Origin of the sequence: Pedococcus sp. 2YAF34 (assembly GCF_052114585.1) — a bacterium.
Lineage (GTDB): Bacteria > Actinomycetota > Actinomycetes > Actinomycetales > Dermatophilaceae > Pedococcus.
On sequence record NZ_JBFRFA010000009.1, the window covers coordinates 12,453 to 35,989 of the forward strand.

Annotated in this window: 24 protein-coding genes; 12 read left to right on the forward strand and 12 right to left on the reverse strand. The window is 71.9% G+C overall.

What is annotated here, in order from left to right; translation table 11 throughout:
- The 7 genes from AB4Z02_RS06945 to AB4Z02_RS06975 all read right to left on the reverse strand — a co-directional run bounded on the left by AB4Z02_RS06945 (position 1) and on the right by AB4Z02_RS06975 (position 5,474).
- Positions 1 to 978 (reverse strand): SDR family NAD(P)-dependent oxidoreductase, encoded by a 978-nt coding sequence (locus AB4Z02_RS06945; RefSeq protein ID WP_441970132.1) that lies wholly within the window; start codon positions 976 to 978, stop codon positions 1 to 3.
- Positions 975 to 2,159 (reverse strand): zinc-dependent alcohol dehydrogenase, encoded by a 1,185-nt coding sequence (locus AB4Z02_RS06950; RefSeq protein WP_441970133.1) that lies wholly within the window; start codon positions 2,157 to 2,159, stop codon positions 975 to 977. The genes AB4Z02_RS06945 and AB4Z02_RS06950 overlap by 4 nt, the downstream gene beginning before the upstream one ends.
- 105 nt (positions 2,160 to 2,264) lie before the next feature.
- Positions 2,265 to 2,546, reverse strand: a complete 282-nt coding sequence (locus AB4Z02_RS06955) for a DUF2795 domain-containing protein (protein WP_441970134.1) — start codon at positions 2,544 to 2,546, stop codon at positions 2,265 to 2,267.
- Between the two features lie 242 nt (positions 2,547 to 2,788).
- The gene (locus AB4Z02_RS06960; RefSeq protein ID WP_441970135.1) at positions 2,789 to 3,496 is read right to left on the reverse strand and encodes a GAF and ANTAR domain-containing protein; all 708 of its coding nucleotides are present in this window, start codon (positions 3,494 to 3,496) and stop codon (positions 2,789 to 2,791) included.
- A 108-nt stretch (positions 3,497 to 3,604) separates the two neighbouring features.
- Positions 3,605 to 4,222, reverse strand: a complete 618-nt coding sequence (locus AB4Z02_RS06965) for a DUF1989 domain-containing protein (RefSeq protein WP_441970136.1) — start codon at positions 4,220 to 4,222, stop codon at positions 3,605 to 3,607.
- The gene (gntA, locus tag AB4Z02_RS06970) at positions 4,219 to 4,974 is read right to left on the reverse strand and encodes a guanitoxin biosynthesis heme-dependent pre-guanitoxin N-hydroxylase GntA (protein WP_441970137.1); all 756 of its coding nucleotides are present in this window, start codon (positions 4,972 to 4,974) and stop codon (positions 4,219 to 4,221) included. Before gntA ends, AB4Z02_RS06965 begins: the two co-directional genes overlap by 4 nt.
- Positions 4,975 to 4,976: 2 nt before the next feature.
- The gene (locus tag AB4Z02_RS06975) at positions 4,977 to 5,474 is read right to left on the reverse strand and encodes a hemerythrin domain-containing protein (protein WP_441970138.1); all 498 of its coding nucleotides are present in this window, start codon (positions 5,472 to 5,474) and stop codon (positions 4,977 to 4,979) included.
- 209 nt (positions 5,475 to 5,683) lie between these two features.
- On the opposite strand from AB4Z02_RS06975, the gene AB4Z02_RS06980 reads away from it, so the two are divergent.
- From AB4Z02_RS06980 to AB4Z02_RS07015, 8 genes are all read left to right on the forward strand, one after another.
- Positions 5,684 to 6,562 carry a sigma-70 family RNA polymerase sigma factor gene (locus AB4Z02_RS06980; protein WP_441970139.1) on the forward strand — a complete coding sequence of 293 codons (879 nt, stop codon included), beginning with the start codon at positions 5,684 to 5,686 and terminating at the stop codon, positions 6,560 to 6,562.
- Positions 6,563 to 6,611: 49 nt separating this feature from the next.
- Positions 6,612 to 6,845: a hypothetical protein gene (locus AB4Z02_RS06985; RefSeq protein WP_441970140.1), complete on the forward strand. Its 234-nt coding sequence runs from the start codon at positions 6,612 to 6,614 to the stop codon at positions 6,843 to 6,845.
- A 72-nt stretch (positions 6,846 to 6,917) separates the two neighbouring features.
- Positions 6,918 to 7,394, forward strand: coding sequence for a DUF4396 domain-containing protein (locus tag AB4Z02_RS06990; RefSeq protein ID WP_235531441.1), 477 nt, complete (start codon positions 6,918 to 6,920; stop codon positions 7,392 to 7,394).
- Between the two features lie 254 nt (positions 7,395 to 7,648).
- The gene (gene leuS / locus AB4Z02_RS06995; RefSeq protein ID WP_441970208.1) at positions 7,649 to 10,546 is read left to right on the forward strand and encodes a leucine--tRNA ligase; all 2,898 of its coding nucleotides are present in this window, start codon (positions 7,649 to 7,651) and stop codon (positions 10,544 to 10,546) included.
- A 72-nt stretch (positions 10,547 to 10,618) separates the two neighbouring features.
- Complete coding sequence (locus AB4Z02_RS07000; protein ID WP_056883733.1) at positions 10,619 to 11,470, forward strand: DegV family protein; 852 nt, start codon at positions 10,619 to 10,621, stop codon at positions 11,468 to 11,470.
- A gap of 10 nt (positions 11,471 to 11,480) precedes the next feature.
- The gene (plsY, locus tag AB4Z02_RS07005; RefSeq protein WP_441970141.1) at positions 11,481 to 12,113 is read left to right on the forward strand and encodes a glycerol-3-phosphate 1-O-acyltransferase PlsY; all 633 of its coding nucleotides are present in this window, start codon (positions 11,481 to 11,483) and stop codon (positions 12,111 to 12,113) included.
- Positions 12,114 to 12,610: 497 nt separating this feature from the next.
- Positions 12,611 to 13,387 (forward strand): helix-hairpin-helix domain-containing protein, encoded by a 777-nt coding sequence (locus AB4Z02_RS07010; protein ID WP_441970142.1) that lies wholly within the window; start codon positions 12,611 to 12,613, stop codon positions 13,385 to 13,387.
- On the forward strand, positions 13,387 to 15,813 hold the full coding sequence (locus AB4Z02_RS07015) for a ComEC/Rec2 family competence protein (protein ID WP_441970143.1): 2,427 nt from the start codon (positions 13,387 to 13,389) through the stop codon (positions 15,811 to 15,813). The genes AB4Z02_RS07010 and AB4Z02_RS07015 overlap by 1 nt, the downstream gene beginning before the upstream one ends.
- A gap of 45 nt (positions 15,814 to 15,858) precedes the next feature.
- On the opposite strand, the gene AB4Z02_RS07020 is transcribed toward AB4Z02_RS07015, so the two are convergent.
- Complete coding sequence (locus tag AB4Z02_RS07020) at positions 15,859 to 16,788, reverse strand: LysR family transcriptional regulator (protein ID WP_441970144.1); 930 nt, start codon at positions 16,786 to 16,788, stop codon at positions 15,859 to 15,861.
- A gap of 255 nt (positions 16,789 to 17,043) precedes the next feature.
- Here AB4Z02_RS07020 and AB4Z02_RS07025 point away from each other — a divergent pair, with 255 nt between their 5' ends.
- On the forward strand, positions 17,044 to 17,817 hold the full coding sequence (locus tag AB4Z02_RS07025) for an NAD-dependent protein deacetylase (protein ID WP_441970209.1): 774 nt from the start codon (positions 17,044 to 17,046) through the stop codon (positions 17,815 to 17,817).
- On the opposite strand, the gene AB4Z02_RS07030 is transcribed toward AB4Z02_RS07025, so the two are convergent.
- Positions 17,798 to 18,385 carry a class I SAM-dependent methyltransferase gene (locus AB4Z02_RS07030; RefSeq protein ID WP_441970145.1) on the reverse strand — a complete coding sequence of 196 codons (588 nt, stop codon included), beginning with the start codon at positions 18,383 to 18,385 and terminating at the stop codon, positions 17,798 to 17,800. The genes AB4Z02_RS07025 and AB4Z02_RS07030 overlap by 20 nt on opposite strands.
- A 149-nt stretch (positions 18,386 to 18,534) precedes the next feature.
- On the opposite strand from AB4Z02_RS07030, the gene AB4Z02_RS07035 reads away from it, so the two are divergent.
- The gene (locus AB4Z02_RS07035; RefSeq protein ID WP_441970210.1) at positions 18,535 to 18,960 is read left to right on the forward strand and encodes a GNAT family N-acetyltransferase; all 426 of its coding nucleotides are present in this window, start codon (positions 18,535 to 18,537) and stop codon (positions 18,958 to 18,960) included.
- Positions 18,961 to 19,052: 92 nt separating this feature from the next.
- A complete protein-coding gene (locus AB4Z02_RS07040) occupies positions 19,053 to 19,466 on the forward strand; it encodes a DUF4259 domain-containing protein (protein ID WP_056883737.1) in 414 nt (137 codons plus the stop codon).
- A gap of 6 nt (positions 19,467 to 19,472) precedes the next feature.
- Here AB4Z02_RS07040 and lexA read toward each other — a convergent pair whose 3' ends face one another.
- Entirely contained in the window at positions 19,473 to 20,198 is a 726-nt protein-coding gene (lexA, locus tag AB4Z02_RS07045; RefSeq protein ID WP_056883738.1) for a transcriptional repressor LexA, read from the reverse strand.
- A 260-nt stretch (positions 20,199 to 20,458) separates the two neighbouring features.
- Here lexA and AB4Z02_RS07050 point away from each other — a divergent pair, with 260 nt between their 5' ends.
- Entirely contained in the window at positions 20,459 to 20,857 is a 399-nt protein-coding gene (locus AB4Z02_RS07050) for a LysM peptidoglycan-binding domain-containing protein (RefSeq protein ID WP_441970146.1), read from the forward strand.
- A 37-nt stretch (positions 20,858 to 20,894) separates the two neighbouring features.
- Here AB4Z02_RS07050 and AB4Z02_RS07055 read toward each other — a convergent pair whose 3' ends face one another.
- Positions 20,895 to 22,169 (reverse strand): CHAP domain-containing protein, encoded by a 1,275-nt coding sequence (locus AB4Z02_RS07055; protein ID WP_441970147.1) that lies wholly within the window; start codon positions 22,167 to 22,169, stop codon positions 20,895 to 20,897.
- 220 nt (positions 22,170 to 22,389) lie between these two features.
- Positions 22,390 to 23,499: a winged helix DNA-binding domain-containing protein gene (locus tag AB4Z02_RS07060; protein WP_441970148.1), complete on the reverse strand. Its 1,110-nt coding sequence runs from the start codon at positions 23,497 to 23,499 to the stop codon at positions 22,390 to 22,392.
- Positions 23,500 to 23,537 lie beyond the last annotated feature (38 nt).

Below are 23,537 nucleotides of genomic sequence, written 5' to 3' on the forward strand. Positions count from 1 at the left end.
TCAGGTCCTTCGCTTCGTGGTGCTGCGGATGGCGCTGGAGGCCAGGCCGGCCCCGGCGGCGGCCAGGCCGGCTGCAGCGGCAACCGGTCGCAACCAGTGTCGTCCCCATCGCCCGTGCACCGCCTCACCCGCGGGGGTGGGGGTGAGGACGTTGCCGGGGGAGTCGACGGCCTCGTCGCGGGACAAGCCGCCCGCCTTCATCAGTGGTGTCACCAGCACGTCGAACACTGCCGGCAGCAGCCGGAACCCGGCCACGACGACCTGGTTGGCGATGCCGACCGAGGTCTCCCGGCGCGGACGCCACAGCGCCTCCACCACCGCCCGGGCCACCTTCTCCGGGGGGTCGACCGGAGGCGGGGGACGGCCGTGGCGCTTGAGGTAGGTGCCTGCCTGGAGGTAGACGGGGGTGTCGACGCCGCCCGGCCAGATGAGGCTGACCTCGGTGCCCGGGGTGCTCCTGGCCTCGATCTGCAGGGTGCGCACGAGCCCGTGCACGCCCCACTTCGGTGTGACGTAGGAGCTCATGTAGGGCGTGCTGATCTTGCCCAGCAGGGAGCCGAGCACGACGAGGCTGCCGCCGCCGGAGGCGGCGAACGAGGCCAGCGCGCAGCGGGCGACGTTCGCGGTGCCGCCCAGGGTGGTCAGGACCGCCTGGTCGAACACCTCGGGCGGCACGTCCTCGAACCGTCCGTAGGCCAGCGCGGCGGCCGAGTGCACGACGCCGTCGAGGGCGCCGAGCTGTCGCTCGGCCTCCTCGAACGCCGCCTCGACCGAGGCGCGGTCGCTGACGTCGGCGACGACCACGACGGCCCGCGCACCGCGCGCCTCGCACATCGCCTGCACCTCGGCCAGCGCCTGCGCCGACCGGGAGAGCAGCGCCACGGCTGCACCCTCCTCGGCCAACATCAGGGCGGTCGCACGCCCGATGCCGCTCGATGCTCCCGTGACCAGGACGGCCCTGCCGGAGGACTCCGTCACGGCTGCAGGACCACCTTCACGCAGCCGTCCTCCTTGGCCTGGAACATCTCGTAGCCACGGGGAGCCTCGTCCAGCGGGAGCAGGTGCGTCGCCAGGTCCTCGGTGCCGAGCGGGTCCGCGGGGTCGAGCACCAGCGGCAGGATCTCGTCGACCCAGCGCTTCACGTGGCACTGGCCCATCCGCATCGTGATGCCGCGGTCGAACATCTCCATCATCGGCATCGGGTCCACCTCGCCACCGTAGACGCCGCTCACCGAGACCGTGCCGGCCCGGCGGACGGCCTTGAGGCAGGTGTTCAGCGCATCGAGCCGGTCGATGGCCGCCCGGTCGATGAGGGGCTTGGCCAGGGCGTCGGGCAGGAGCCCGACCGCGGCCTGGGCCGCCTTGGCGCCGGGGGAGCCGTGGGCTTCCATGCCGACGGCCTCGAGGACGCCGTCCGGTCCGCGGCCACCGGTCATCTCGATCAGCGCAGAGGGCACGTCGTCGACCTCGCGCAGGTCCAGGGTCTCGATGCCGTGGCGCGCCGCGAGGGCGAGCCGCTCGGGCACGAGGTCCACACCGATGACGCGTCCGGCGCCGAGCTGCTTGGCGATGCGGGTCGCGAACTGGCCGACGGGCCCCAGGCCGATCACGGCCAGGGTGCCCCCGGGCTCGACGTCGGCGTACTTCACGCCCTGCCAGGCGGTCGGCAGGATGTCCGAGAGGTAGAGGAAGCGGGTGTCCGGCCCCTCGTCCGGCACCTTGACCGGGCCGAACTGGGCCTGCGGCACGCGCAGGTACTCCGCCTGCCCACCCGGCACCGCGCCGTACAGGCTCGTGTAGCCGAAGAGGGTCGCGCCCTTGCCCTGCTCGCGGACCTGGGTGGTCTCGCACTGGGCGTAGAAGCCGCGCTCGCACATCCAGCACGAGCCGCAGGAGATGTTGAAGGGGATGACGACGCGGTCACCGGGCTTGATGTGGGTGACCTCGGAGCCGACCTCCTCGACGATGCCCATCGTCTCGTGGCCGAGGATGTCCCCCGGCGTGAGGTAGGCGCCGAGGACCTCGTACAGGTGCAGGTCGGAGCCGCAGATGGCCGTCGACGTCACCTTGATGATCGCGTCGGTGGGTTCCTGGATCGTCGGGTCGGGGACCTCCTCCACCCGTACGTCGCGCTTGCCCTGCCACGTCAGTGCCTTCACGTGCGGTCCTCCCTGTCGCGGCCGCACTTCGGTGGGGGCGGCCGTCGTCTGTGGAGCCCCTGCCCCGTGGCCGGCCGTGCCAAACCCCCGCGCCGGGTGCCTCCCCTACGTGGGGACCGACACGGTGGCCACCGACGCGGGCGGCTGCCCGAGATGGGCCAGCAGCTCGTCGGCCGACTCGAACCGCCGGGTGCGGGGCAGGACGGACAGGTGCCAGAGGAGATGGCTCGGCGCGTGCTGGCGCAGCAGCGCCGCGACCAGGTCGTCGTGGGTGCCGGGGAAACAGGCGGCCGGGAGGTGGTCGACGAGGTCCTCCAGCCACGCCGGCGGCGGAACCGTGCCGGGTGCCGGGGAGCAGGGAGGGCGGAGCACGGTGTCGGTGGGCATGTGGCCTCGCTCGGGTCGTCGCGTCGTGACGCGGTCCGCGCGACCCCGTCGTCGCGCGCAAGAGGACCTCTACCCCGCATCGCCGCAGGTCAAACAGCCACGGCAGCACGCCACCCGGCCCACGCTTTTGGAGCCGGGTGACGTGCCGAGGGCTGACTACCCGGTGACGGCACGCGGAAACGGACAGTCCGGGCGTACCGGGCGCGATGTCCGGGGAGCGTCAAGAAAGCGTCAGACAAGCCTCAGGGGAGCTGGTGGCGGTGGCTGCTGTTCACCTTGCCGGCGACGTCGGCCAGCTTGGTGTTGGTGCGCGTCGAGGCGCTGCGCAGGATCTCGAAGGCCTCCTCGTCGCTCACCGAGTGCGCGGCCATGATCAGGCCCATCGCCTTGCCGATCTCGCGGTTGCTCGTCAGGCCCTTGCGGAGGTTCTCGGCGCTCGCCTTCTGCTCCGCGGCGGTCAGGGCGACGGAGGTGAAGGCCGCGAGGACGGCTCCGATGTCGGCCGACTGCTGGGTCAGGGCGCCCGGGGTGTCGGAGAACACGTTGAACGCCGACCGTGCGTCGCTGCCCTGCTGGAGGCGGTAGCCGATCATCCCGCGGACCGGGGTGCGCTCGAGGGTGAGCCGGGCCAGCTGCGGCCACGTGCAGCCGCGCGTGATGTCGGCGTCGCGCTGGACCGAGTCCTCCAGGATGCTGTCCAGGCAAGGGCCCTCGCCGGCTTCCGTCTCCAGCTCGTCCATGGTGCGGGCCACGTCGTCGCTGGCGGCCCGGCTCCGGAGTGATCGGTCCGGCTGCAGGGTCGAGATGGAGGTGTGGTCCGCACCGGGGATGATCTCCAGGGCTCGGCGGCAGATGGCGTCGAGGACCTCCTGGGCGTCCGACCCGGCATACACGAGCTGGGCGAGCGCCGCGAAGGCCTCGGTGGCCTCGGGCGGGATCGTCTCGGTCATGCCCACCAGTATCGCCGCCCGCCACGGGTGTGCGCACCGGTGCCCTGGCGCGAGATGCTGGACGGCGCGTAGGGCCGTGTCCCCTCGTGGACGGGCGGTGGCGGCGGGTCAGCCGACGTCGTCCACGCGGTAGTCGATGGGCTTGCACACGCCGCCGTTGGACTTCTCCGCGGAGCAGGCGGTGAGCCCCACGTGAAGGTCCATCTCGGCCCGGACCACGAACCGGTCACCGGCGACGGAGGTCGGCGGGTCGATGTGCAGCTCGCCGCCCGGCTCGGGCCAGACGTTCATGAAGATGTTGAGCGTCGTGCCGATCTGGTCGGCGACCGCCCCGAACGGCGCGAGGCCCGTCGCGAGGTTCTCCAGGCAGCTGGGGTGGTAGGCGCCCTCGAACTCTGGGTAGAGCAGGTCGAAGGTGTCCTGGCTGCACGGGGTGAGCAGGAAGTCGTGCCGGCCGCAGGTGTCCTCGACGATGGTGAGCATCGGCCGGCTGCGGTTGCTGTAGAGCGTGTGGCCGGTGGTGACGTAGATCGAGTTGGCGTAGTCGATGGTGCGCCCGCTCGACAGGCGCTCGTCGTGGTTGTCGGCCGCGAAGCAGTACAGGTCGCTGACCTGCCCACCGGTGGGGTCGAGGACGGTGAGCTGCTGGCCGGCGCGCAGCAGGAACCCCGTGCCCGTCTGCGGGGCCAGCGTCATCGTGCCTGCGGGTGCCTCGGTCGTGCTCATGCCGTCTCCTCGTCGTCGAAGCTCACCGGAGCCGTCCAGCTCTCCGGCACCAGGCGGCCGGAGTACTGGCGAGCCTCCGAGCTGCGCCCGTGGTCGGCGACCATGGGGTTCACCGAGCCCTGGAGGGCCTGGTCGCGCCGTCGGATCGTGTCACGCATGCGCTCGAAGCGCTCGGACTGCCGGAGCTCCTCGAACTGCTCGTGCAGGTTGAACACCAGTGTGGGCAGCGGCGTACGGCGTGCGATCCGGGAGGCCGCGGGGTGCAGGCCCACGACGAAGTACGCGGTGCCGGCGAGGCTGAACGCGAAGTGCGGGTCGGCCGGGTCCGGAGAAACGTCCGGGTTCCACTCGGCGGCGTCCGCCTCGTGCAGGAGCCCGAGCTGCTGCCAGAGCCGTCGCTCGAACTGCGCCTCGTCGGTCGTCGAGGCGCCGCGGAACACCGCCACCAGCGAGGCGAACCCCGCCGAGCGGTCGGTGGTGGCGGCGAAGGCGGTCAGGGCCTCGACCAGGGCGCTCGTCGACTCCGGGGTCGCGAGCTCGTCGAGGACCACGACCGTGGCGCGGTCGCGGTTGAACACCGACCGCGCCCCGAGGCACGGGTAGTCGGGGTGCAGCACCATCGCCTCGACCGCGGCGGCCACGTCGTCGGCGCTGCTGTCACGGCCCTGCTCCCCGGCCAGCCGGGAGAGCAGCTCCGGCAGCTCGGGGAGGTGGGGCGCCTCGGAGGGGCGGGGGAGCTCGGTGGTGCTCACGCTCAGGACACGACCGCGTCGACGGCCTTCTTGAGGGCGCTGGGCTGGGCCGGGGACCGCGGCGCGCGCTCCTTGGCCTCGAGCAGCTGGACGCCCAGGTCCCGCAGCTGGGTGCGGCTGAGCCCGTCGCGCACCTTGGGGAACCAGTCCTGCTCCTCCTCGTCCATGTGGTGCCGGACGTTCTCGATGAGCACCGTGGTCTTGGCGGTGAAGCGCTCGTCGGAGGGCTTCATCGCCGCGAGCTCCATGACCAGGACGTCGGCGACGTGGTGCTCCTCGTAGGACTCGAGCACGTCGTCCTCGAGGTTGGGCAGCAGCCGCCGCACCTCCGGGTACATGACCTCGTTCTCGATGTAGGTGTGGACCGTCAGCAGCTCGATGACCTTGGACACGATGGAGCCCTTGCGGGACTCGGTCGTCGTCGACTTCTCGAACTCGCGGAACAGCGCGCGAACCTCCTTGTGGTCCTCGCGGAGGATGACGATGGCGTCCTGGGACATGGGTTCTCCTGGGGGTCACGAAATGGCCCTGTGCGGGCGGAGTGAGATCGGTGGGATGCACGGGGCCTACCCGCTCTGGGGATGCGCCAAACGCCCCTGCGCGGGCCTTTGCAGCGGTTGCGGGTCCGGTATGGGGGTGGTTGTGTGGGTCAGGAACACGTGGTCCAGCAGCGGTGCCACCGTCTTCTCCTTCACGAGACGGGACCACCATGGGAACCCTTGCACCGCCGACCACCCGGCCGAACTTCACCGCCGTCCCCACCGTCCACGAGACCACCGTCCACGAGACCACCGTCCACGAGACCACTGTCCACGAGAGCACTGTCCACGAGGCCGAGCCGCACGCCCGGGCCGACGCGCTCCTGGCCGAGGCGCAGGAGTGCGCGGACCGCGACACGGCCCTCCGGCTCCGCCAGCAGGCCGTCGTCCTGACCCTCGACCTCGCCGACCGCATCGCCCGGCGCTACGCCGGCCGGGGCATCGACCTCGAGGACCTGGTCCAGGTCGGCCGGATGGCGTTGGTCAAGGCCGCGAACGGGTACCGCACCGGCTGCGGGCACGGCTTCGTGGCCTACGCGGGACCCACCATCGCCGGCGAGATCAAGCGTCATTTCCGCGACTGCGGCTGGGCCGTGCGACCGCCCCGCCGTCTTCAGGAGGTCAGGGCCGACCTGTCCTCAGAGCAGGAGCGGCTCACCCACGACCTGCACCGCGACCCGACCACCGCCGAGCTCGCCGAGGCGCTCGGCGTGGCCCCTGAGGAGGTCGTCCGCGCGCGTGAGTGCAGCGCCGCGTACCGCGCGGTGTCCCTCGACCTGCCGGTCGACCACGACAGCCACGCGGTGGAGGTCGTGGCGCGCGAGAGCCTGGACATCGACCGGATGCTGCGAGTGGACTCGGTGCTGCACGCCCTGCACGCGCTGACCGAGCGGGAGCGCCGCATCGTGCACCTGCGCTTCGTCGAGGACCGCACGCAGTCGGAGATCGGCGAGGTGCTGGGGGTCAGCCAGATGCAGGTGTCGAGGCTGCTCAGCTCGATCCTCGCCAAGCTGCGGCACGGCCTCGACGAGACCGAGCGCGCGGCCTGACGTTTGGGCCGACAGCCGCCGGGGCACGGTGGTCGCAAGGAGGTTCACCATGATCATGCACGACTCCCACCTGCGCCCCGACGGGACCACCTTCCCGCCGGTGACTCCCGACCCGCCCCCGCCGCCCGGCTACCGGTCTCCGGAGGTGGGCGACGCGCTTCCCGGGGAGGAGCCTGCCGCGTCGGACGAACCTGCCGCCGCGCAGGAGGCAGCCGACGAGGAGTCGGGCGCGCAGCCCGGCGAACGCACCGACGAGCCGGAGGCCGAGGAGCCGCCGGACTGACCCCGTGCCTGTCCGGCGGGCTGTTTTCACGAGGGTCGGAATACACCCCCAGGGGGTATGGTTGGACACGCCATGAGCGACTCAACGCACGCGCACCCCAACGGACTCACCGGCGTCTCCTGGCAGCAGGCCATGGCCGCGACCCTCCACTGCCTCACCGGCTGTGCCATCGGTGAGGTCCTCGGCATGGTCGTCGGGACGGCGTTCGGTCTGCACAACCTGGCGACCGTGGTGCTGTCCGTGGCGCTCGCCTTCGTCTTCGGCTACAGCCTGACCATGCGGTCGGTCCTGCGGTCGGGGCTCGACCTGCGGGCCGCGTTCGGGGTGGCGCTCGCCGCCGACACCGTGTCCATCGTCGTGATGGAGGTCGTCGACAACGGGTTCATGCTCGTCGTGCCCGGCGCCCTCGACGCCGGCCTCGCGACGACGCTGTTCTGGGTGTCGCTGGTCGTGTCCCTGGCCCTGGCCTTTGTGGTGACCGTGCCCGTGAACCGCTGGCTGATGTCCCGCGGCCGGGGCCACGCCGTGGTGCACGCCCACCACCACTGACCTGCAACCCGGTGCCGGGTCGTCAGCCCCTGCCCCGGGGTGGGCCACCGCCCCGGAGCGGGGGCGCTGCGCTACCGTAGGGGCCATGGCACGGCAGCTCCTCCTTCCCTAGCCGCGTCGGCCCCCGGACCACCGAGGCCGCCGCGGCCAGCCCCTCCCGCGCGAGGGGCTTTGTCATGAGCAGGCCCGGCCGGTGGACCGGCCCGGCGAGAGCAGCCACCGTCCCCCACGACGCACGACGACCCGAGGACACCATGAGCGAGACGCCGCACCGCTACACCGCCCAGATGGCCCAGCAGATCGAGCTGGCCTGGCAGGACCGCTGGCAGGAGGAGGGCACCTTCCACGCGCCCAACCCCGCCGGCCCGTGGGCTGAGCCGGAGAAGGTCGGCGACCGCGAGAAGCTGCTCGTGCTCGACATGTTCCCCTACCCCAGCGGGGCGGGCCTGCACGTCGGGCACCCCCTGGGCTACATCGCGACCGACGTGTTCGCGCGCTACCACCGCATGACGGGCAAGAACGTCCTGCACTGCCTGGGCTACGACGCCTTCGGCCTGCCTGCGGAGCAGTACGCCGTGCAGACCGGGCAGCACCCCCGCAAGACCACCGAGGCCAACATGGTCGTGATGAAGCGCCAGCTGCGCCGGCTGGGGCTGGGGCACGACGACCGTCGCACGATCGCCACGATCGACCCCGACTACTACACCTGGACGCAGTGGATCTTCCTGCAGGTCTTCAACTCCTGGTACGACGCGGACGCCGTCCGTCCGGACGGCGGCGTCGGCCGTGCGCGCCCCATCGACGAGCTGGTGCAGGAGTTCGCCTCCGGGGCCCGTCCGGTGCCCGGTGGTGCCGACTGGGTGTCGCTGAGCCCGCTCGAGCGGTCCGCGGTCCTCGACGACTTCCGCCTGGCCTACACCTCGGAGGCGCCGGTCAACTGGGCCCCCGGCCTGGGCACGGTGCTGTCCAACGAGGAGGTCACCAACGACGGGCGGTCCGAGCGCGGCAACTACCCGGTCTTCAAGACCAACCTGCGCCAGTGGATGATGCGCATCACCGCGTATGCCGACCGGCTGGCCGACGACCTCGATCGCGTGGACTGGCCGGACAAGGTCAAGGCCATGCAGCGCAACTGGATCGGGCGCAGCCAGGGAGCGCGCGTCGCGTTCCCCGTGGTCGGTCACGACGCCTCCATCGAGGTCTTCACCACGCGTCCCGACACCCTGTTCGGCGCGACCTTCATGGTCCTGGCGCCGGAGCACCCGCTCGTCGAGTCACTGGTCCCGGCGGGCGGCTGGCCCGAGGGCACCAACGCGGCGTGGACGGCGGGGGAGCCGTCGCCGCAGGCGGCAGTCGCGGCATACCGGCTCGCAGCCTCGCGCAAGAGCGAGATCGAGCGGCAGACCGAGGGCAAGGACAAGACCGGTGTGTTCACCGGCGCGTTCGCCACCAACCCGGTCAACGGCCAGCAGGTGCCGGTGTTCGTCGCCGACTACGTGCTCATGGGCTACGGCACCGGCGCGATCATGGCCGTGCCGGCGCAGGACGAGCGCGACTGGGACTTCGCCGCGAAGTACGAGCTGCCGGTGGTGCGCACCGTACAGCCGTCCGAGGGGCACCCGGAGGACCAGGCGTTCACCGGCGAGGGCGCGGCGATCAACTCCTCCAACGACGAGGTGTCGCTGGACGGGATGGCGGTCGCCGAGGCCAAGGCGACGATCATCGACTGGCTGTCGGCCAAGGGGCTCGGCGAGGGCACCGTGAGCTACAAGCTGCGCGACTGGCTGTTCAGCCGGCAGCGCTACTGGGGTGAGCCCTTCCCGATCGTCTTCGACGAGGACGGGGTCGCCCACGCGGTCCCGGACTCGATGCTGCCGGTCGAGCTGCCGGACGTCCCTGACTACTCTCCCAAGACCTTTGACCCCGACGACTCGTCCTCGCAGCCCGAGCCGCCGCTGGGCCGGGTGCAGGAGTGGGTGGACGTCGAGCTCGACCTGGGTGACGGGCGCGGCGTGCGCAAGTACCGCCGCGAGACCAACACCATGCCCAACTGGGCGGGGTCCTGCTGGTACTACCTGCGCTACCTCGACCCGGCGAACCACGACGCGTTCGTCGACCCGGCCAACGAGGCCTACTGGATGGGCCCGCAGGCCGCGCCCGTGGCCGGTGCACCCGAGGGGGCCAAGGACCCCGGCGGCGTCGACCTCTACATCGGCGGCGTCGAGCACGCCGTGCTGCACCTGCTCTACGCCCGCTTCTGGCACAAGGTGCTGCACGACCTGGGCCACGTCAGCAGCGAGGAGCCGTTCCGGAAGTACTTCTCGCAGGGCTACATCCAGGCGCCCGCCTACCGCGACCACCGCGGCCAGCCGGTCGAGGCGTCCGAGGTCGTCGAGGTACCGGACCACTCCGGTGGCGAGTCGTCGTACACCTGGCAGGGCCAGCCGGTCACGCGCGAGTTCGGCAAGATCGGCAAGTCGCTGAAGAACGTCGTCAGCCCCGACGAGATGTGCGAGCAGTACGGCGCCGACACCCTGCGTGTCTACGAGATGTCGATGGGCCCGCTCGAGCTGAGCAAGCCCTGGGAGACGCGTGCCGTCGTCGGAGCCCAGCGGTTCCTGCAGCGGTTGTGGCGCAACGTGGTCGACGAGGAGACCGGTGAGGTGCGGGTCGTCGACGCACCCCTGGGCGACGCGACGGCCCGGGCGCTGCACCGGACGATCGACGCGGTGTCACGCGACTTCCCGACGCTGGGGTTCAACACCGCCATCGCCCGGCTCATCGAGCTCAACAACGCGCTGACCAAGCTCGACGCCGTGCCCCGTGAGGCCGCCGAGAAGCTGGTCGTCATGGTCGCGCCGCTGGCCCCGCACATCGCGGAGGAGCTGTGGTCGCGGCTCGGCCACGAGGAGACGGTGACCTACGCACCGTTCCCCGTCGCCGACCCGGCGCTGCTCGTCGAGGACACCGTCACCTGTGTCGTGCAGGTCAAGGGCAAGGTGCGCGACCGGCTCGAGGTGCCGGCCGACATCAGCGAGGACGCGCTGCGCGAGCAGGTCCTGGCGCTGCCCAAGATCCAGGCAGCCACCGAAGGTGGCATCCGGACCGTCATCGTCCGGGCGCCCAAGCTGGTCAACGTGGTGCCGCTGTAGGTCTGGGCGGCTCGGTCGGGTGGCCGCGGAGTGGTGCCGCTCCGCGGCGCCGGCGACCGGTAGCCTGCGCTCGTGAACGTCGCGATCGTCACCGACTCCACGGCGTACCTGCCGCAGTCCGTCGTGGCCGAGCACGGCATCGAGGTCGTGCCGCTGCACGTCGTGATCGGCGGCACCGAGTTCAGCGAGGGCGTCGACGTCACGACCGCCGAGGTCGCGGTGGCGCTGCGCTCCTTCCGGCCGGTGTCGACGTCACGGCCGTCGCCGCAGGCGTTCCTGGAGGCCTACGAGCGGGCGGCCGCCGCCGGGGCGGAGGCCATCGTCTCGGTCCACATCTCGGCCGACATGTCCTCCACCGTCGAGTCGGCCCACCTCGCCGCACAGCAGTCGCCGGTCCCCGTGACCGTGGTCGACTCGAGGTCGCTCGGCATGGCGATGGGGTACGGCGTGGTGTCCGGCGCCGAGGCCGCGGCCAGTGGCGCATCCGCGGAAGACGTTGCGGGAGTAGTGCTCTCGCGCTCGGTGGCATCGAAGGTGGTGTTCTACGTCGACACCCTGGAGCACCTGAGGCGCGGTGGCCGGATCGGGTCGGCATCCGCGTTCCTCGGCTCGGCGCTGGCCATCAAGCCGATCCTCGAGCTCGCCGACGGGCACATCCGCCCGCTGGAGAAGGTGCGCACCTCCTCGCGCGCGCTGGCCCGGCTCGAGGAGATCGCGGTCGGTGCTGCGGAGGCCGCGGAGCACGGTGTCGACATCGCCGTGCACCACCTCGACTCGGCCACGCGCGCCGAGGATCTCGCCGCCAGACTGCGCGACCGCGTCCCGACGGCGCACGAGGTGACGGTCGTGGAGCTCGGTGCCGTCGTCGGCGCCCACGTCGGGCCCGGGACGCTGGCGGTCGCCGTGTCGCCACGGACGGCCTGAGGCGGGCGTGGTGAGCGTCGGTCACGCGTCGTTCTGGGAGCTGGCCGAGGTGCCCGTGGCATCGGCGGTCGCGTTCGTCGTCGGGGCGGTCAACCCCGCCACGATCCTCGCCCGGATCCTCGGCAAGGACCTGCGCCACACCGGCTCCGGCAACCCGGGCGCGACCAACGCCGGCCGGGTCCTCGGCCCTCGCTGGGGAGTCGTCGTCGGTGTCCTCGACGTCCTCAAGGGCCTGCTGCCCGTGGTCCTCGCGCAGCACCTCTTCGGCACCGTCACCGCCCTGTGCGTCGGGCTCGCGGTGGTGCTGGGACATATCTGGTCGCCGTTCCTCAAGGGCCAGGGCGGCAAGGGCGTGGCCACCTCGCTCGGGGCGATCCTGGCGGTCGAGCCGTGGTTCGGCCTGGTCATGGTGGTCGTCTTCGTGCTGCTCGTCTGGCGGCTGCGGTGGGTGGCTGGGGCGTCGGTGTCGGCGTGCGTGCTGCTGTTCGTGCTGGGGCTGCTCTCGTGGGCGCGGTGGGTGCCCTTCGGGTCCCGCGACACCGGGGCGTGGTGCGTCGTGGTGGCCCTGCTCGTGATCTACCGCCACCGGCGCAACATCGAGCTGTGGGTCTCCGCCCGGCGAGGGAGCTCCTCGGCCGCCTGATCGGTTCGCTCGCGCGGTGAGTCGACGCGGGGCCGGGGCCGTCCACAGCCGGCGCTGCGGGCGTTCGTCGTCCACAACGCCGGTCGGCGTCGTCGTTCGCCGGCGAGACCCTTTCCTAGCGTGCCGGTATGCCGTTGCGTCGTCGTCCGCCCGAGCCCTCACCCCGCGTCCGCCGCCTGCTCGACGGCTCGGCGACGGCACCCCCGACGCCACAGGTGGCCCAGCCGGGGCCGGGCGCCGCGGACTCGTCGCGCACGCAGCCCTCGCCCTCGCCCTTGCCCTCGCCACGTTCCGTCCCCGAACCGGGGTCGCCACGGCTCGTCCCCGAGCCGGGTGCGGAGGTGGTCCCGTGGCAGCCGGCTCGGTCATGGATCGAGGCGGTCGACCCGGTGGGGGAGGGCCCGAGCTCGGGCCCCCACCCGTCGCCCGGCCGCGGTCGACCCACCGCCCCGACCGAGCGACCACGTGACACGCGTTCGGGCCGCCACCGCCGGCCGATGCCGCCCGGGCCACGACTGCTCACCCTGCCGTCGTCGCTCGTCGGCGCCCGCCTCAGCGCACCGAGGGCCGCCGTGCTCGGCCTCGTGGTCGTCGTGGCGGTGGCGGCTGCCGGGTTCGGCGTCCGCGTCGCCTGGGCACGGGCAGCCAGTGCACCGCAGGTGGTGGCTCCTGCCCAGCCGGGATCCGCCCTGGTCAGCCACTCCGCGGGTGGCAGCACGGCGTTCGCGTCCTCGGCGACGGCGTCGGGAGGTGGCGGGCCGCCTGCAGGGTCCACCGGGTCCACGGGGTCCGCAGCTGGCGGCGTCACGGTGCACGTGGTGGGTCAGGTCAAGGAGCCGGGGGTGTTCCGGCTGGCCGTCGGAGCGCGGGTGGCCGATGCGGTGGCGAAGGCGGGTGGGGCACTCAAGGGTGCAGACCTGGCGTCCGTCAACCTCGCTCGGGTGCTCGCTGACGGCGAGCAGGTCCGTATACCCAAGCCGGGCGAGGTGGTGGCTTCTGCACCGGGCGCGGGTGGGCCGGGAGCAGGCTCCGCCGGAGGAGGCGGCTCCGCCGGCGGTCCTGCTGCAGCCGGTGGCGTGGGCGGCAGGCTCGACCTCAACTCGGCCACTGCCGCCCAGCTCGAGGAGCTGCCCGGAGTGGGTCCGGTGCTGGCCCAGCGCATCGTCGACTGGCGCACCGAGCACGGACGCTTCGCCTCGGTCGACGAGCTGGGTGAGGTGAGCGGGATCGGGGAGAAGATCTTCGCCGAGCTGCAACCGAAGGTGAGCGTCTGATGCCACCCGACGTCGCTCCCACCTCTGCGACATCCGGCACGGCGGCCGCCGACGGCCTGCCCGCCCCGGTCCTCGACCTGCGTCTGCTCCTGCCCGCCCTGGTCGCCTGGTCGGTGTCCGCCCTGACCCTCGGGCTGCGTCCACTGCTCCTCGTGGGACTCGCCGGCGTCTCGATGCTGGTGTCCGTCAGCGCGTTCGTGGTCGGGCCTCGCGTGCCCCGCCGCAGTCGTCCCGGATCGCAGCACCCGGGTGTGGTCGTTGCCCTGTCGGCGGGCACGGTCGCGCTGGCGCTGCTGGCCACGGCTGGGCACCAGGCCGTGCGGAGGGCAGGGCCGCTGGAGGACCTCGCGCACCGCCATGCCGCGGTTGTGGTGCGGGGCGTCGTCGCGAGCGACCCGGTGGTGCTGACCCAGGCCGGTCGCGACGGGGTCACCGTGCGCTTCCGGATGGAGGTGCACCAGGTCACCGCACGGGGCGCCACGGCCCGCGTGTCGACGCCCGTCCTGGTCGTCGGGGACGAGCGTTGGCGCTCGGTGGCCTGGCGGTCGGGTCTCGAGCTGCACGGCAAGCTCGTCGTGGCCGAACCCGGCGACGACGTCGTCGCGGTAGTTCACCCGTCAGGCAGCCCCGCCACGACCTCGCGGCCCGGGTGGGTCGCCCGAGGGGCCGAGCACCTGCGCGCCGGATTGCGATCCGCTGCGTCACCACTGCCTGCGGACGCGCGAGGACTGTTGCCGGCCCTGGTGATCGGTGACACGAGCCGTACGCCGCCCGAGCTCACGGAGGCCATGCTGACGACGGGGATGACCCACCTGGCGGCGGTGTCCGGGAGCAACGTCGCCATCATCCTGGCGTTCGCGCTCGGGGGTGCTGGTCTGCTCGGCGTACGTCGCCGGTGGCGACCGGTCGTGGCCGTGGTCGTCCTCGCCGGGTTCGTGGTGCTCGCCCGACCCGAACCGAGCGTCATCAGGGCGGCGACGATGGGAGCCATCGGGCTCATCGGGCTGAGCCGGTCGCGGCGGGCGGCGGGGATCCCGGTGCTGTCGGCGGCTGTCGTCGTGCTGCTGGTCGTCGACCCGTGGCTGAGCCGCTCGTTCGGTTTCGCCCTCTCGACACTCGCCACCCTCGGGCTGCTGCTCTTCACGCGCAGCTGGGGCGAGGCGATCGGACGACACCTGCCGGCGCGGATCCGTTCGTGGGGCCCGGCGTTCGCGATTCCCGTTGCAGCACAGGCGATGTGCGCGCCGGTGGTCGTGCTCCTGCAGGGGAGCGTCTCGGTGGTGGGCGTGCTGGCCAACCTGCTGGCAGCCCCCATGGTGGCTCCGGCCACGGTGTCAGGTGTCGCCGCGGCCGTGGTGGCTCCGGTGTGGCCGGGGGGCGCGACCGCTCTGTGCTGGGTCGGCGCGTTGCCGGCCCTGGGGATCGCCTGGGTGGCCCGGTCCTGTGCCACCCTGCCCGGTGGGACGCTGCCGTGGCCGGATGGTGCGCCTGGTGCCTTCCTGCTCACCGGCGTGACGGTGTTCGTCATCGCGTCCGGACGGTGGTGGGTGCACCGGGTGCGGTTGCGCCCCGTCGCCTCCTTGGCCGCCTGCGTGCTCATTGTGGCGGCCGCCGCGCCCACCTCGTCCGCGACGTGGCCCGCACCCGGTTGGCGCTTCGTGGCCTGCGACGTGGGCCAGGGCGACGGCCTCGTCCTCGCGACGCAGCCCCGCCACGCGGTGCTGGTCGACGCAGGGCCCGACCCGGCAGCGATCAACGCCTGCCTTCGCCGCCTCCACATCGCGGTGCTGGACTCGGTGGTGCTCACCCACCTGCACGCCGACCACGTCGACGGCCTGCCGGGCGCCATCGCCGGACGCGAGGTGCGTGAGGTGCTCACCACCCCCGTCCACGAACCCGACTACCAGTGGGAGGAGGTGCAGCGGTGGGCAGGGGCTCGCGGCATACCCGTCCGTGCGGTGTCCGCCGGCGACCACCTCGCCTGGACCGGTGTGACGGCCGACGTCTGGTGGCCGCAGCGGCGCATCTCGAGCGGGTCGGTACCCAACAACGCGAGCGTGGTCCTGGCGGTGCGGTCGGGCCCGGTCGACCTGCTGCTCCTCGGCGACGTGGAGCACGAGGCCGCCCACGCGGTCCTGCTCGAGCTGCGGCGCGACCCCGCGATGGAGTCCGAGGCGGGACGGTTCGACGTCGTGAAGGTGGCTCACCACGGCTCGGGCAACCTCGACGAGGACCTGCTCGCCGAGGTTGCTGCGCCCGTCGCCGTCATCAGCGTCGGCAAGGACAACGACTACGGCCATCCGTCACCGAAGGCGCTGGAGGTGTTGCGCCGCAACGGGTATGCCGTGTTCCGCACCGACCAGCGTGGCGACGTGGCCGTCGTGTCGCAGGACCAGGACGTGGGGGTGACCTGGCGACGACGGTGAACGGCGATCAGCGCCTGTGAAGGAGGGTTGGCGGTGTCCGGTCGGTCAGTTGCTGGCGAGGACCCGGGGCGTGGCCTTGGCCGCTTCGCAGAGCGCCTCGATGGTGGCCTGGACTGCGGGCACCCGCTGGAGGTCGGCGGTGGTGACGACGCTGATCGTGCGCCGGGAGGCGGGCGTCACGGGGAGTGTCACGACGTCGTGGTGGTGGGCAGTGCGCAGGATCAGGTCGGGGATCAGCGCCACGCCCAGGCCCTCGGCGACCAGGCCCAGCACTGCCACGTAGTCCTCGGTCTCGAACCCCACGTGCGGCGAGAAGCCCTCGTTGGCGCACATCTGCAGGAGGTGGCCACGACAGCGGGGACAGCCGGCGATCCAGTTCTCCTGCGCCAGGGCGGAGAGCTCGAGGCTGTCGCGGTCGGCCAGCGGGTGCGAACGCGGGAGCGCGAGCCGCACCTCGTCGTCGAGCAGCTTGTGGGTCACGAAGAGGTCCATGTCCTCCTCGCCACGACCCACGTCGGTGCCCTCGTAGGCGAACGCGACTGCGAGGTCGCACTCGCCGGCCTTGAGTGCGGCGAGGGACTCCGGGGGCTCGGCTTCGGTGAAGGTGACCTGCACGTCGGGGAAACGCTGCTTGACCAGGGCCAGGGCGCGTGGGACGAGGGTGGCCGAGCTCGACGGGAACGCCATCAGCCGCACCCGTCCGGCGCGCAGGCCCGCGATGGCGGCGACCTCCTCCTCGGCTGCGTCGAGGGCGGAGAGGACGGCCACGGCGTGGCGCGCGAGGACCTGACCGGCTTCGGTGAGCCGGACGTTGCGGCCGACCCGCTCGACGAGGACGGTGCCGGTGCGCTGCTCGAGGCGGCGCACCATCTGCGAGATGGCGGGCTGGGAGTAGCCCAGGGCCAGGGCCGCGCCGGTGAAGCTCCCCTCGTCGGAGATCGCCTTCATCACGCGGAGACCAGCAGCGTCGATCATGAGGCCAAGCATAACGGCCGGTTATCGCTGCACCTAGATCTCGCTGCAACCGTGATGGATCCGCTGCGAACGAGACGCCCCGGGCTCGGTCGCCGGTGGGCGGCTCGCCGGGCCACCTGCGTGAGGCCCACGTAACCTGTGCTGGTGACCGACGTGACGCAGGCGCACCCTCCGCAGCCCGGGTACGCGCTCGACGGCACCACCAGCCCGGCCGCCCTCGGTGCCGTCGCCGACCTCATCGAACGCCGTCGTGTCATGACGCTCACGGGCGCCGGCATCTCCACCGAGTCCGGCATCCCCGACTACCGCGGCCCCGACGGCAAGCGCCGGGTGACTCCGATGCAGTACGCCGAGTTCGTCCGCTCCTCCCAGGCCCGGCAGCGCTACTGGGCCCGAAGCTACGTCGGCTGGCAGCGCTTCAACCTGGCCCGGCCCAACGCCGGACACGAGGCCGTCGCCGCCCTGCAGCGAGCCGGCGCGCTGGGCCCGGTCATCACCCAGAACGTCGACGGGCTTCACCAGTCCGCCGGTGCCACCGACGTCACCGAGCTCCACGGCGCACTCGCCCGCGTGGTCTGCCTGACGTGTGGTGACCGCTCGAGCCGGTGGGACCTCGACGAGCGGATGCGGCTCACCAACCCGACCTTCGAGGTGACCAGCAACGAGATCCGGCCCGACGGCGACATCGCCCTCAACGAGCTCGACGTCGCCGACTTCGTGGTGCCGCGGTGCCTCGTCTGCGGGCAGGACACCCTCAAGCCCGACGTGGTGTTCTTCGGCGAGTCAGTGCCGAAACCGTTGGTGGAACACTGTTTTCGCCTCACCGAGGAGGCTGAGGTGCTGCTCGTCCTCGGGTCGAGCCTCAAGGTCATGAGCGGCTACCGGTTCGTGCGGCGGGCAGCCGCCCGGGGCATCCCGGTCGTCATCATCACCCGGGGGGCGACCCGCGGCGACGGCGAGGCGACCCTGCAGCTCGACGCCCCGCTCGGTCCGACGCTCACCGAGCTGGTCAGGCTGCTGGCCGCCTAGCGACGAGGACGGCGTCGATCGCGTCACCGCCCTCCGTGTGCCGCACGAGCTCCTCGCAGCGCTCGACGTGCAGGCCCTCGGACGCGGCACGCAGTTCGTCGAGGGTGTGGAGGAGTGCCGGGTCCTGAGGACCACCGACGCCGTCGGTGAGGTTCCGCAAGGCATGACCGACGACGACGAGGGCGCCGCCCGGCGCGAGCCAGCGCCGGCACCGACCGAGGACGTCCTCGGGCAGGTGGAGGTAGGCGACCAGCACCAGGTCGTAGAGAACGCCCGGCGACGGTTGCCACGAACGCGCGTCCGCGACCGCCCAGTCGACCGCGAGCCCGCGACGGGTCGCCTCGGCCTCGCCCTTGCCGAGCCCCACCGCGGAGAAGTCGACCGCCGTCACCCGCCAGCCCAGCGAAGCTAGCCAGATGGCGTGCCGCCCCTCACCGGCCCCGAGGTCCAGGGCTCGACCCGGCGGCCAGGGGGAGACGATCCGCTCGACCTCCGCGTTGGGGCCGGCGCTCCACACCCGGTCGCTGGCTGCATACCGCTCGTCCCACATCCGCTGCCGGTCCGTCATCCCCCTAGCATCGCCGATATGAGCCCGGCCGCCACCGCGATCACCGTCCGCGACGCCCTCGACACCGACGTGCCGGCGATGGCCGCGATCTACGACGAGCAGGCGCGCACCACGGTGGCGACGTTCGACACCGAACCGCGCGGCGCGGCATACCTGGGGGAGAAGGTCGCGGGCGCGGGGAGTGCGATCTCGTCCTCGTCGCGACTCGTGACGAGGAGGTGCTCGGCTACGCCTTCTCCGGGCCGTTCCGCCCTCGCCCCGCGTACGACGGGACCAAGGAGGTGTCGGTCTACCTCGCGGAGGGCGCGCGTGGCCTGGGCGTCGCGTCGCAGCTGTACTCCGCGCTGCTCGGCCGGCTCGACGCGCACCCCGGCGTGCACACCCAGGTCGCGGTCATCGCGCTGCCCAACGACGCGAGCATCGCGCTGCACCGCCGGTTCGGGTTCGAGCAGGTGGGGGTGCTGCGCGAGGTGGGGCACAAGTTCGGCCGCTACGTCGACACCGCCTGGTACCAGCGCCTGCTGCCTGAGGAGGGCGCCGGGCACACCGTGTCGGGGACCAGCGGCGAGGGCTGACAAAGGTCCACCTTGCCTCGGCCGAACGACCACTGGCGTGTCGCGGCGGGCCTTGGCACGCTCGTAGCAACCGAGCACACAGGGAGGCCGGTATGGGAGCTGCCGGAACAGGACCGTTCGAGAACGACGACGCGCTCGACTTCCTCGACACCCTCGAGGAGGCCGGACCCGACGAGCGCCGCGCCCAGGTGGAGCGAGCCATGGGGCGCGTGGTGCGGTCGGACGGCTACATCGAGGCGCCGGAGATGGCCGAGGCCATCGCGGCCGCGGTCGTCGTAGCCGCCTGCGACGACCCGGAGAGCGTCGTCGCAGAGCGCTACGTGCCGCGTTGGGTGGAGGAGGAGCCGCTCGAGGTCGACGAGCGCCTCGAGGACCTCGCCACCGCGGCGCTGCACCGGGCGCTGCGGCCGGATGACAACGAGTGGTGGGAGCTGTGGGACGAGGCCCGCGCCACCGACGACATCACCCAGCGCCTGAGCAGGTACCTCGAGACGCTGGGCGACTGACGCTGCTCAGACGCGGCGCAGGACCGCGGTGACCTTGCCCAGGATGGTGGCGTGGTCGCCGTCGATGGGCTCGAACGCCGCGTTGTGCGGCATGAGCCAGACCTTGCCGTCCTTCCGCTTGAACGTCTTGACGGTCGCCTCGTTGTCGAGCATGGCAGCCACGATGTCGCCGTTGTCGGCTGTCGGTTGCTGCCGCACGACGACCCAGTCACCGTCGCAGATCGCCGCGTCGATCATCGACTCGCCGACGACCTGGAGCAGGAACAGCTGGCCTTCGCCGACGATCTGGCGGGGGAGCGGGAAGACGTCCTCGACGGTCTCCTCGGCGAGGATCGGCACGCCGGCAGCGATGCGTCCGAGCACGGGGACGTAGGAGGCCTCCGGGCGCTGGTCGCCGATCCCGGTCTCGTCGTAGACGGCCGTCTCGTCGTCGACGCTCGCGCCGCCGCGGTAGCCGCGCATGTCGGCGGGGGAGTCGGGGGAGACGACCTCGATGGCGCGAGGGCGGTTGGGGTCGCGGCGCAGGAACCCCTTGCGCTCGAGGGTCGAGAGCTGGTGGGCCACCGAGCTCGGGGAGGTGAGCCCGACGGCCTCGCCGATCTCGCGCAGGCTCGGCGGGTAGCCGCGCCGGTCCACCGAGTTGCGGATGACCTCGAGGACCCGGCGCTGGCGGACGGTGAGCCCGTCGCCGTGGTCGCGGTCGGGGAGCTCCTTGACGTTGTCCTCGCTCATGCCGGTTCCTCGTTTCCGCAGGTCAGGTGCCGTGAGCCGGTCCTCCAGGGGTGGTCCGGCGACGGTGGTACGGGTGCGTTGTCAGTGGCCTCTGATGTGCTTGAGGCATGAACACAGCGTATGGCGTTCGAACGCCTGTGCCAAACATGTGTTCGACGCGTGTCTTGCCGCATTCGAACACGCGTGCTAGAAATCAGTCCAGAGGAAGTTCGCACACCCGTTCGAACGACCGCCAGACCCTGACCACCACGGAGGACCAGATGAGTGCAGCAGTCGCTTGGGACGTCGCCCCCGCACCTTTGCGGATGCCGACGCGACCGACCCGTCCGCAGCTCGTCTCCGTGCCCACGGGCGAGGACGTCGTCATCCGCCCCGTGGCGCCGGTGCACCTCACCCGCGCAGGTCGCCTCGCCATCACCCTGACGGTCCTCGTGGCCGCGGTGGTGCTCGCGACCACCCTGCTGTCCGGCGGGGCGTCGGCGACGGTCGTCGACCACGCCACGACCGTGCAGTCGGGCCAGACGCTCTCCGAGGTCGCGGCCACGCAGCTGCCGCAGCTCCCGCTGGCCGACGCCGTCGCCCGCATCCAGGTCGCCAACGACCTGGCCGGCTCGGACGTCCACGCCGGCCAGACGCTGCTCATCCCCGCCGTCGGCTGACGCGCCACGGCTCACCGGGGTGAGCCGGCCAGGGCCCTCAGAGAACCTGCTTGTCCTTGATGTGGGTCCAGTAGAGCGGGCTCGACGTCCCGGCCTTGTCGACGGCGACCTGGTCCACGAGCGTCGTGGGCTGCACGGTCCCGCCGACCTGGTCCCAGGAGTAGACGTAGTGGGCGATGCCGCCCTTCATCAGGTAGACCTTCTTGGTCGTGTACCCGCGCACGTACGACCCGTCCACCGGCCGGAACGACAGGTGGTTGTAGCGGGTGGCGCTCCCGGCCTTGTCGATCGCGTACTGGTCGACCGTCATCGAGGTCCGCTTGCCGCCCACGTTGTCCCAGTCGGTGACGATGACCGGCGCCCCACCGGCGACCTTGTAGACCTCACCGCGCTGGCCGCCCCGGATGAGGGTGCCCTCGGCGGGTCGTGACCGCAGGTGGTTCCAGTGGCCGCCCATCCCCGCCTTGTCGATGGCGTACTGGTCGACCTTGGTGGTTGCCTGCGTCCCCCCGAACGCCGCCCACGTGTAGACGTAGACCGGCGCTCCACCGATGACGCGGTAGACCTCGTTGCGCTGGGCGCCGCGGATGAAGGTGCCCTCCGCCAGCCGCGCCGGCATCGACGCCAGAGTCGCGGAGGAGATGAGGTGGGTCGGCTGGGTGCCCCCGAGACCGGTCCATGTCGAGGTGTAGATCGGCGCAGAGCCGACGAGGCGGTAGACCTCGTTGGTCTCGCGCACGCGCAGGAACGAGCCAGACCTCGGCGGCTGGTAGGCTTGGTCCTTGAAGTGGATGAAGTTGCTGGGCCAGTTGCGGTCACCCTTGTAGACGCGCCAGCGCGAGGAGTAGCCGCCACCCCAGGAGCTGTCGGAGATGGCGATGTAGGACGACGTCGCCTCCTCGACGTAGCCGACGTGCCCGGCGCTCGGGGCGTAGGCGCTGCCGTAGTTCCACTGCGCGATGGAGCCGGTGCGCGGCGTCCTGTCGACGACGTAGCCGCGCGACTTGGCGCTGGTGGCCCACTGACCGCCGTTGCCCATCCCGCTCTGCTGCTTCACCCCGTTGCGCGCCAGCCGGTAGGCCACGTAGTTGACGCAGTTGTTGCCGGAGGAGTTCACGGGGTAGCCCCACACGGACTTCCCGGCGTACCCGCTGAACGAGATGCAGGCGGTCGAGTAGGCCTTGCACTCGCTCACCAGCCCGGCGGCCTGGGCCGTCCGGGGGGCGACGGCGACCAGGGCGGTCGCCACGAGCGTCAGGGCGAGCAGGCGGAGTACGGCGTGGGCGGCGGCGCGGTGGAGGCGTGAACGCATGACTTCCTGGGGGTGGGGGGCAGGAACGGCGCCGAGGGCGCAGGCGGCGGTCCCCGGGGGACGCGCAACCTGGAACAGGTTGGACGTCCGGTGTCCGCTTTGTCATGCAGATCCGGATAAGTCCAACCGTGTAATTCATCAACCGGTCAGGGCGAGGTCATGACCTGTTAAAAGCAGACGGCCCGCATGGGTCCGCCGGGGCTCGGGCCAGGCGGTCGCGCTACCCCCACCAGATGTGCGGGGTGTGGTGGTCCTCGAGGTAGCGCAGCTCCAGCTCGAGGAAGCCGGCAAGCCGCTGTGCGGCCAGGCGTACTGCTTCGCGGCCCCGGTCGTCGACGCTGCGCGCGAGCCGCACGTCCACCTCCACCTCGCCCCCGCGGACCGTGCGCTTCCACAGCCCGACGTTCTGCTGGTCGAGGACGACCCGGGCCCAGAACGGATCAGGGTGCTTGGCGAAGGGATGGTCGGGCGCCGTGGGGAAGTTCACCGTGGGGTAGGTGAGGACCGCCTCGTCGTAGACGGGAAAGGGGTAGGCCGCGGGCGCGGCAGGGCTGCGCCGTGGCACCACCGAGGGGTCGAACCAGTGCGGGGTGCCGTCGACGTCCTCGCAGGCGAGCTCGCCGCCGAGCTGGGCCAGGGCCTCCTTGGTGCCGGCGACGGTCAGCGACGACCACCGGGTGAAGTCCTTGATGGTCGCGGGTCCGTGGCTGGTGAAGAAGCGGCGCACCAGCTCGACCAGCGCCTCGTCCTCGTCGCGCGCACGGGTGGGCGGGACGACCTCGTCGACCAGGGCGTAGGAGTGGTGGACGCCCTTCTGCGGTCCGGAGCAGACCAGCCCCTGGAGCTCGGCGACGATGAGCAGGTGCCCGAACTGCTGGCCGGGCTCGATGCTCGACCCACGCCCGACGAACGCCTCGCCGATCTCGGCCCGGGTCAGGTGGTTTCGTCCGGCGAGCAGCTCGGCCAGCAGCGACAGTCCCGAGTCGAGCCGGCTGGCGTCGTCGAGCCCGAGCTGGCGGTGGCGGCCAGCCATCGACGACAGCAGGCGCGGTGAGGTGAGCGCCAGGATCCAGCGCAGGTCCTCGGGCGCCACGAAGTGCCACGTCGGCCGCAGGATGTGGGTGCGCAGGAAGGTGCCGCTGTCGTGCTCGCGACGCACGGCGGCATACGTGCTCCGCCGGGTGCGCAGGCCGAGGGAGAAGAAGGCGTGGTCGCGCTCCTGGCTCTGGACGCAGGTGAGCAGGCGGACGGCGTCGGCAGCGCGGGGCAGCGGCGCCGAGCTGAGTCGCTGGGTGGCCAGCCGCTGGGCGAGGACGCGCGCGGAATCCATGCCCCGCATCCTCTCGAACTGCACCGACAGCAGGAGGA

Bases quoted from the DNA above. Each gene is read 5' to 3' on its own strand.
- AB4Z02_RS06985 (WP_441970140.1), top strand. From the start codon at position 6,612: ATGATCATGCACGACTCCCACCTGCGCCCCGACGGGACCACCTTCCCG.
- AB4Z02_RS06960 (WP_441970135.1), bottom strand. From the start codon at position 3,496: ATGACCGAGACGATCCCGCCCGAGGCCACCGAGGCCTTCGCGGCGCTC.
- AB4Z02_RS07020 (WP_441970144.1), bottom strand. From the start codon at position 16,788: ATGATCGACGCTGCTGGTCTCCGCGTGATGAAGGCGATCTCCGACGAG.
- AB4Z02_RS07055 (WP_441970147.1), bottom strand. From the start codon at position 22,169: ATGCGTTCACGCCTCCACCGCGCCGCCGCCCACGCCGTACTCCGCCTG.
- AB4Z02_RS07040 (WP_056883737.1), top strand. From the start codon at position 19,053: ATGGGAGCTGCCGGAACAGGACCGTTCGAGAACGACGACGCGCTCGAC.
- AB4Z02_RS07025 (WP_441970209.1), top strand. From the start codon at position 17,044: ATGACGCTCACGGGCGCCGGCATCTCCACCGAGTCCGGCATCCCCGAC.
- AB4Z02_RS06990 (WP_235531441.1), top strand. From the start codon at position 6,918: ATGAGCGACTCAACGCACGCGCACCCCAACGGACTCACCGGCGTCTCC.
- AB4Z02_RS06955 (WP_441970134.1), bottom strand. From the start codon at position 2,546: ATGCCCACCGACACCGTGCTCCGCCCTCCCTGCTCCCCGGCACCCGGC.
- AB4Z02_RS07050 (WP_441970146.1), top strand. From the start codon at position 20,459: ATGAGTGCAGCAGTCGCTTGGGACGTCGCCCCCGCACCTTTGCGGATG.
- lexA (WP_056883738.1), bottom strand. From the start codon at position 20,198: ATGAGCGAGGACAACGTCAAGGAGCTCCCCGACCGCGACCACGGCGAC.
- AB4Z02_RS07030 (WP_441970145.1), bottom strand. From the start codon at position 18,385: ATGACGGACCGGCAGCGGATGTGGGACGAGCGGTATGCAGCCAGCGAC.
- AB4Z02_RS07060 (WP_441970148.1), bottom strand. From the start codon at position 23,499: ATGGATTCCGCGCGCGTCCTCGCCCAGCGGCTGGCCACCCAGCGACTC.
- AB4Z02_RS07010 (WP_441970142.1), top strand. From the start codon at position 12,611: ATGCCGCCCGGGCCACGACTGCTCACCCTGCCGTCGTCGCTCGTCGGC.
- AB4Z02_RS06965 (WP_441970136.1), bottom strand. From the start codon at position 4,222: ATGAGCACGACCGAGGCACCCGCAGGCACGATGACGCTGGCCCCGCAG.
- AB4Z02_RS06980 (WP_441970139.1), top strand. From the start codon at position 5,684: ATGGGAACCCTTGCACCGCCGACCACCCGGCCGAACTTCACCGCCGTC.
- AB4Z02_RS07015 (WP_441970143.1), top strand. From the start codon at position 13,387: ATGCCACCCGACGTCGCTCCCACCTCTGCGACATCCGGCACGGCGGCC.
- leuS (WP_441970208.1), top strand. From the start codon at position 7,649: ATGAGCGAGACGCCGCACCGCTACACCGCCCAGATGGCCCAGCAGATC.
- AB4Z02_RS06975 (WP_441970138.1), bottom strand. From the start codon at position 5,474: ATGTCCCAGGACGCCATCGTCATCCTCCGCGAGGACCACAAGGAGGTT.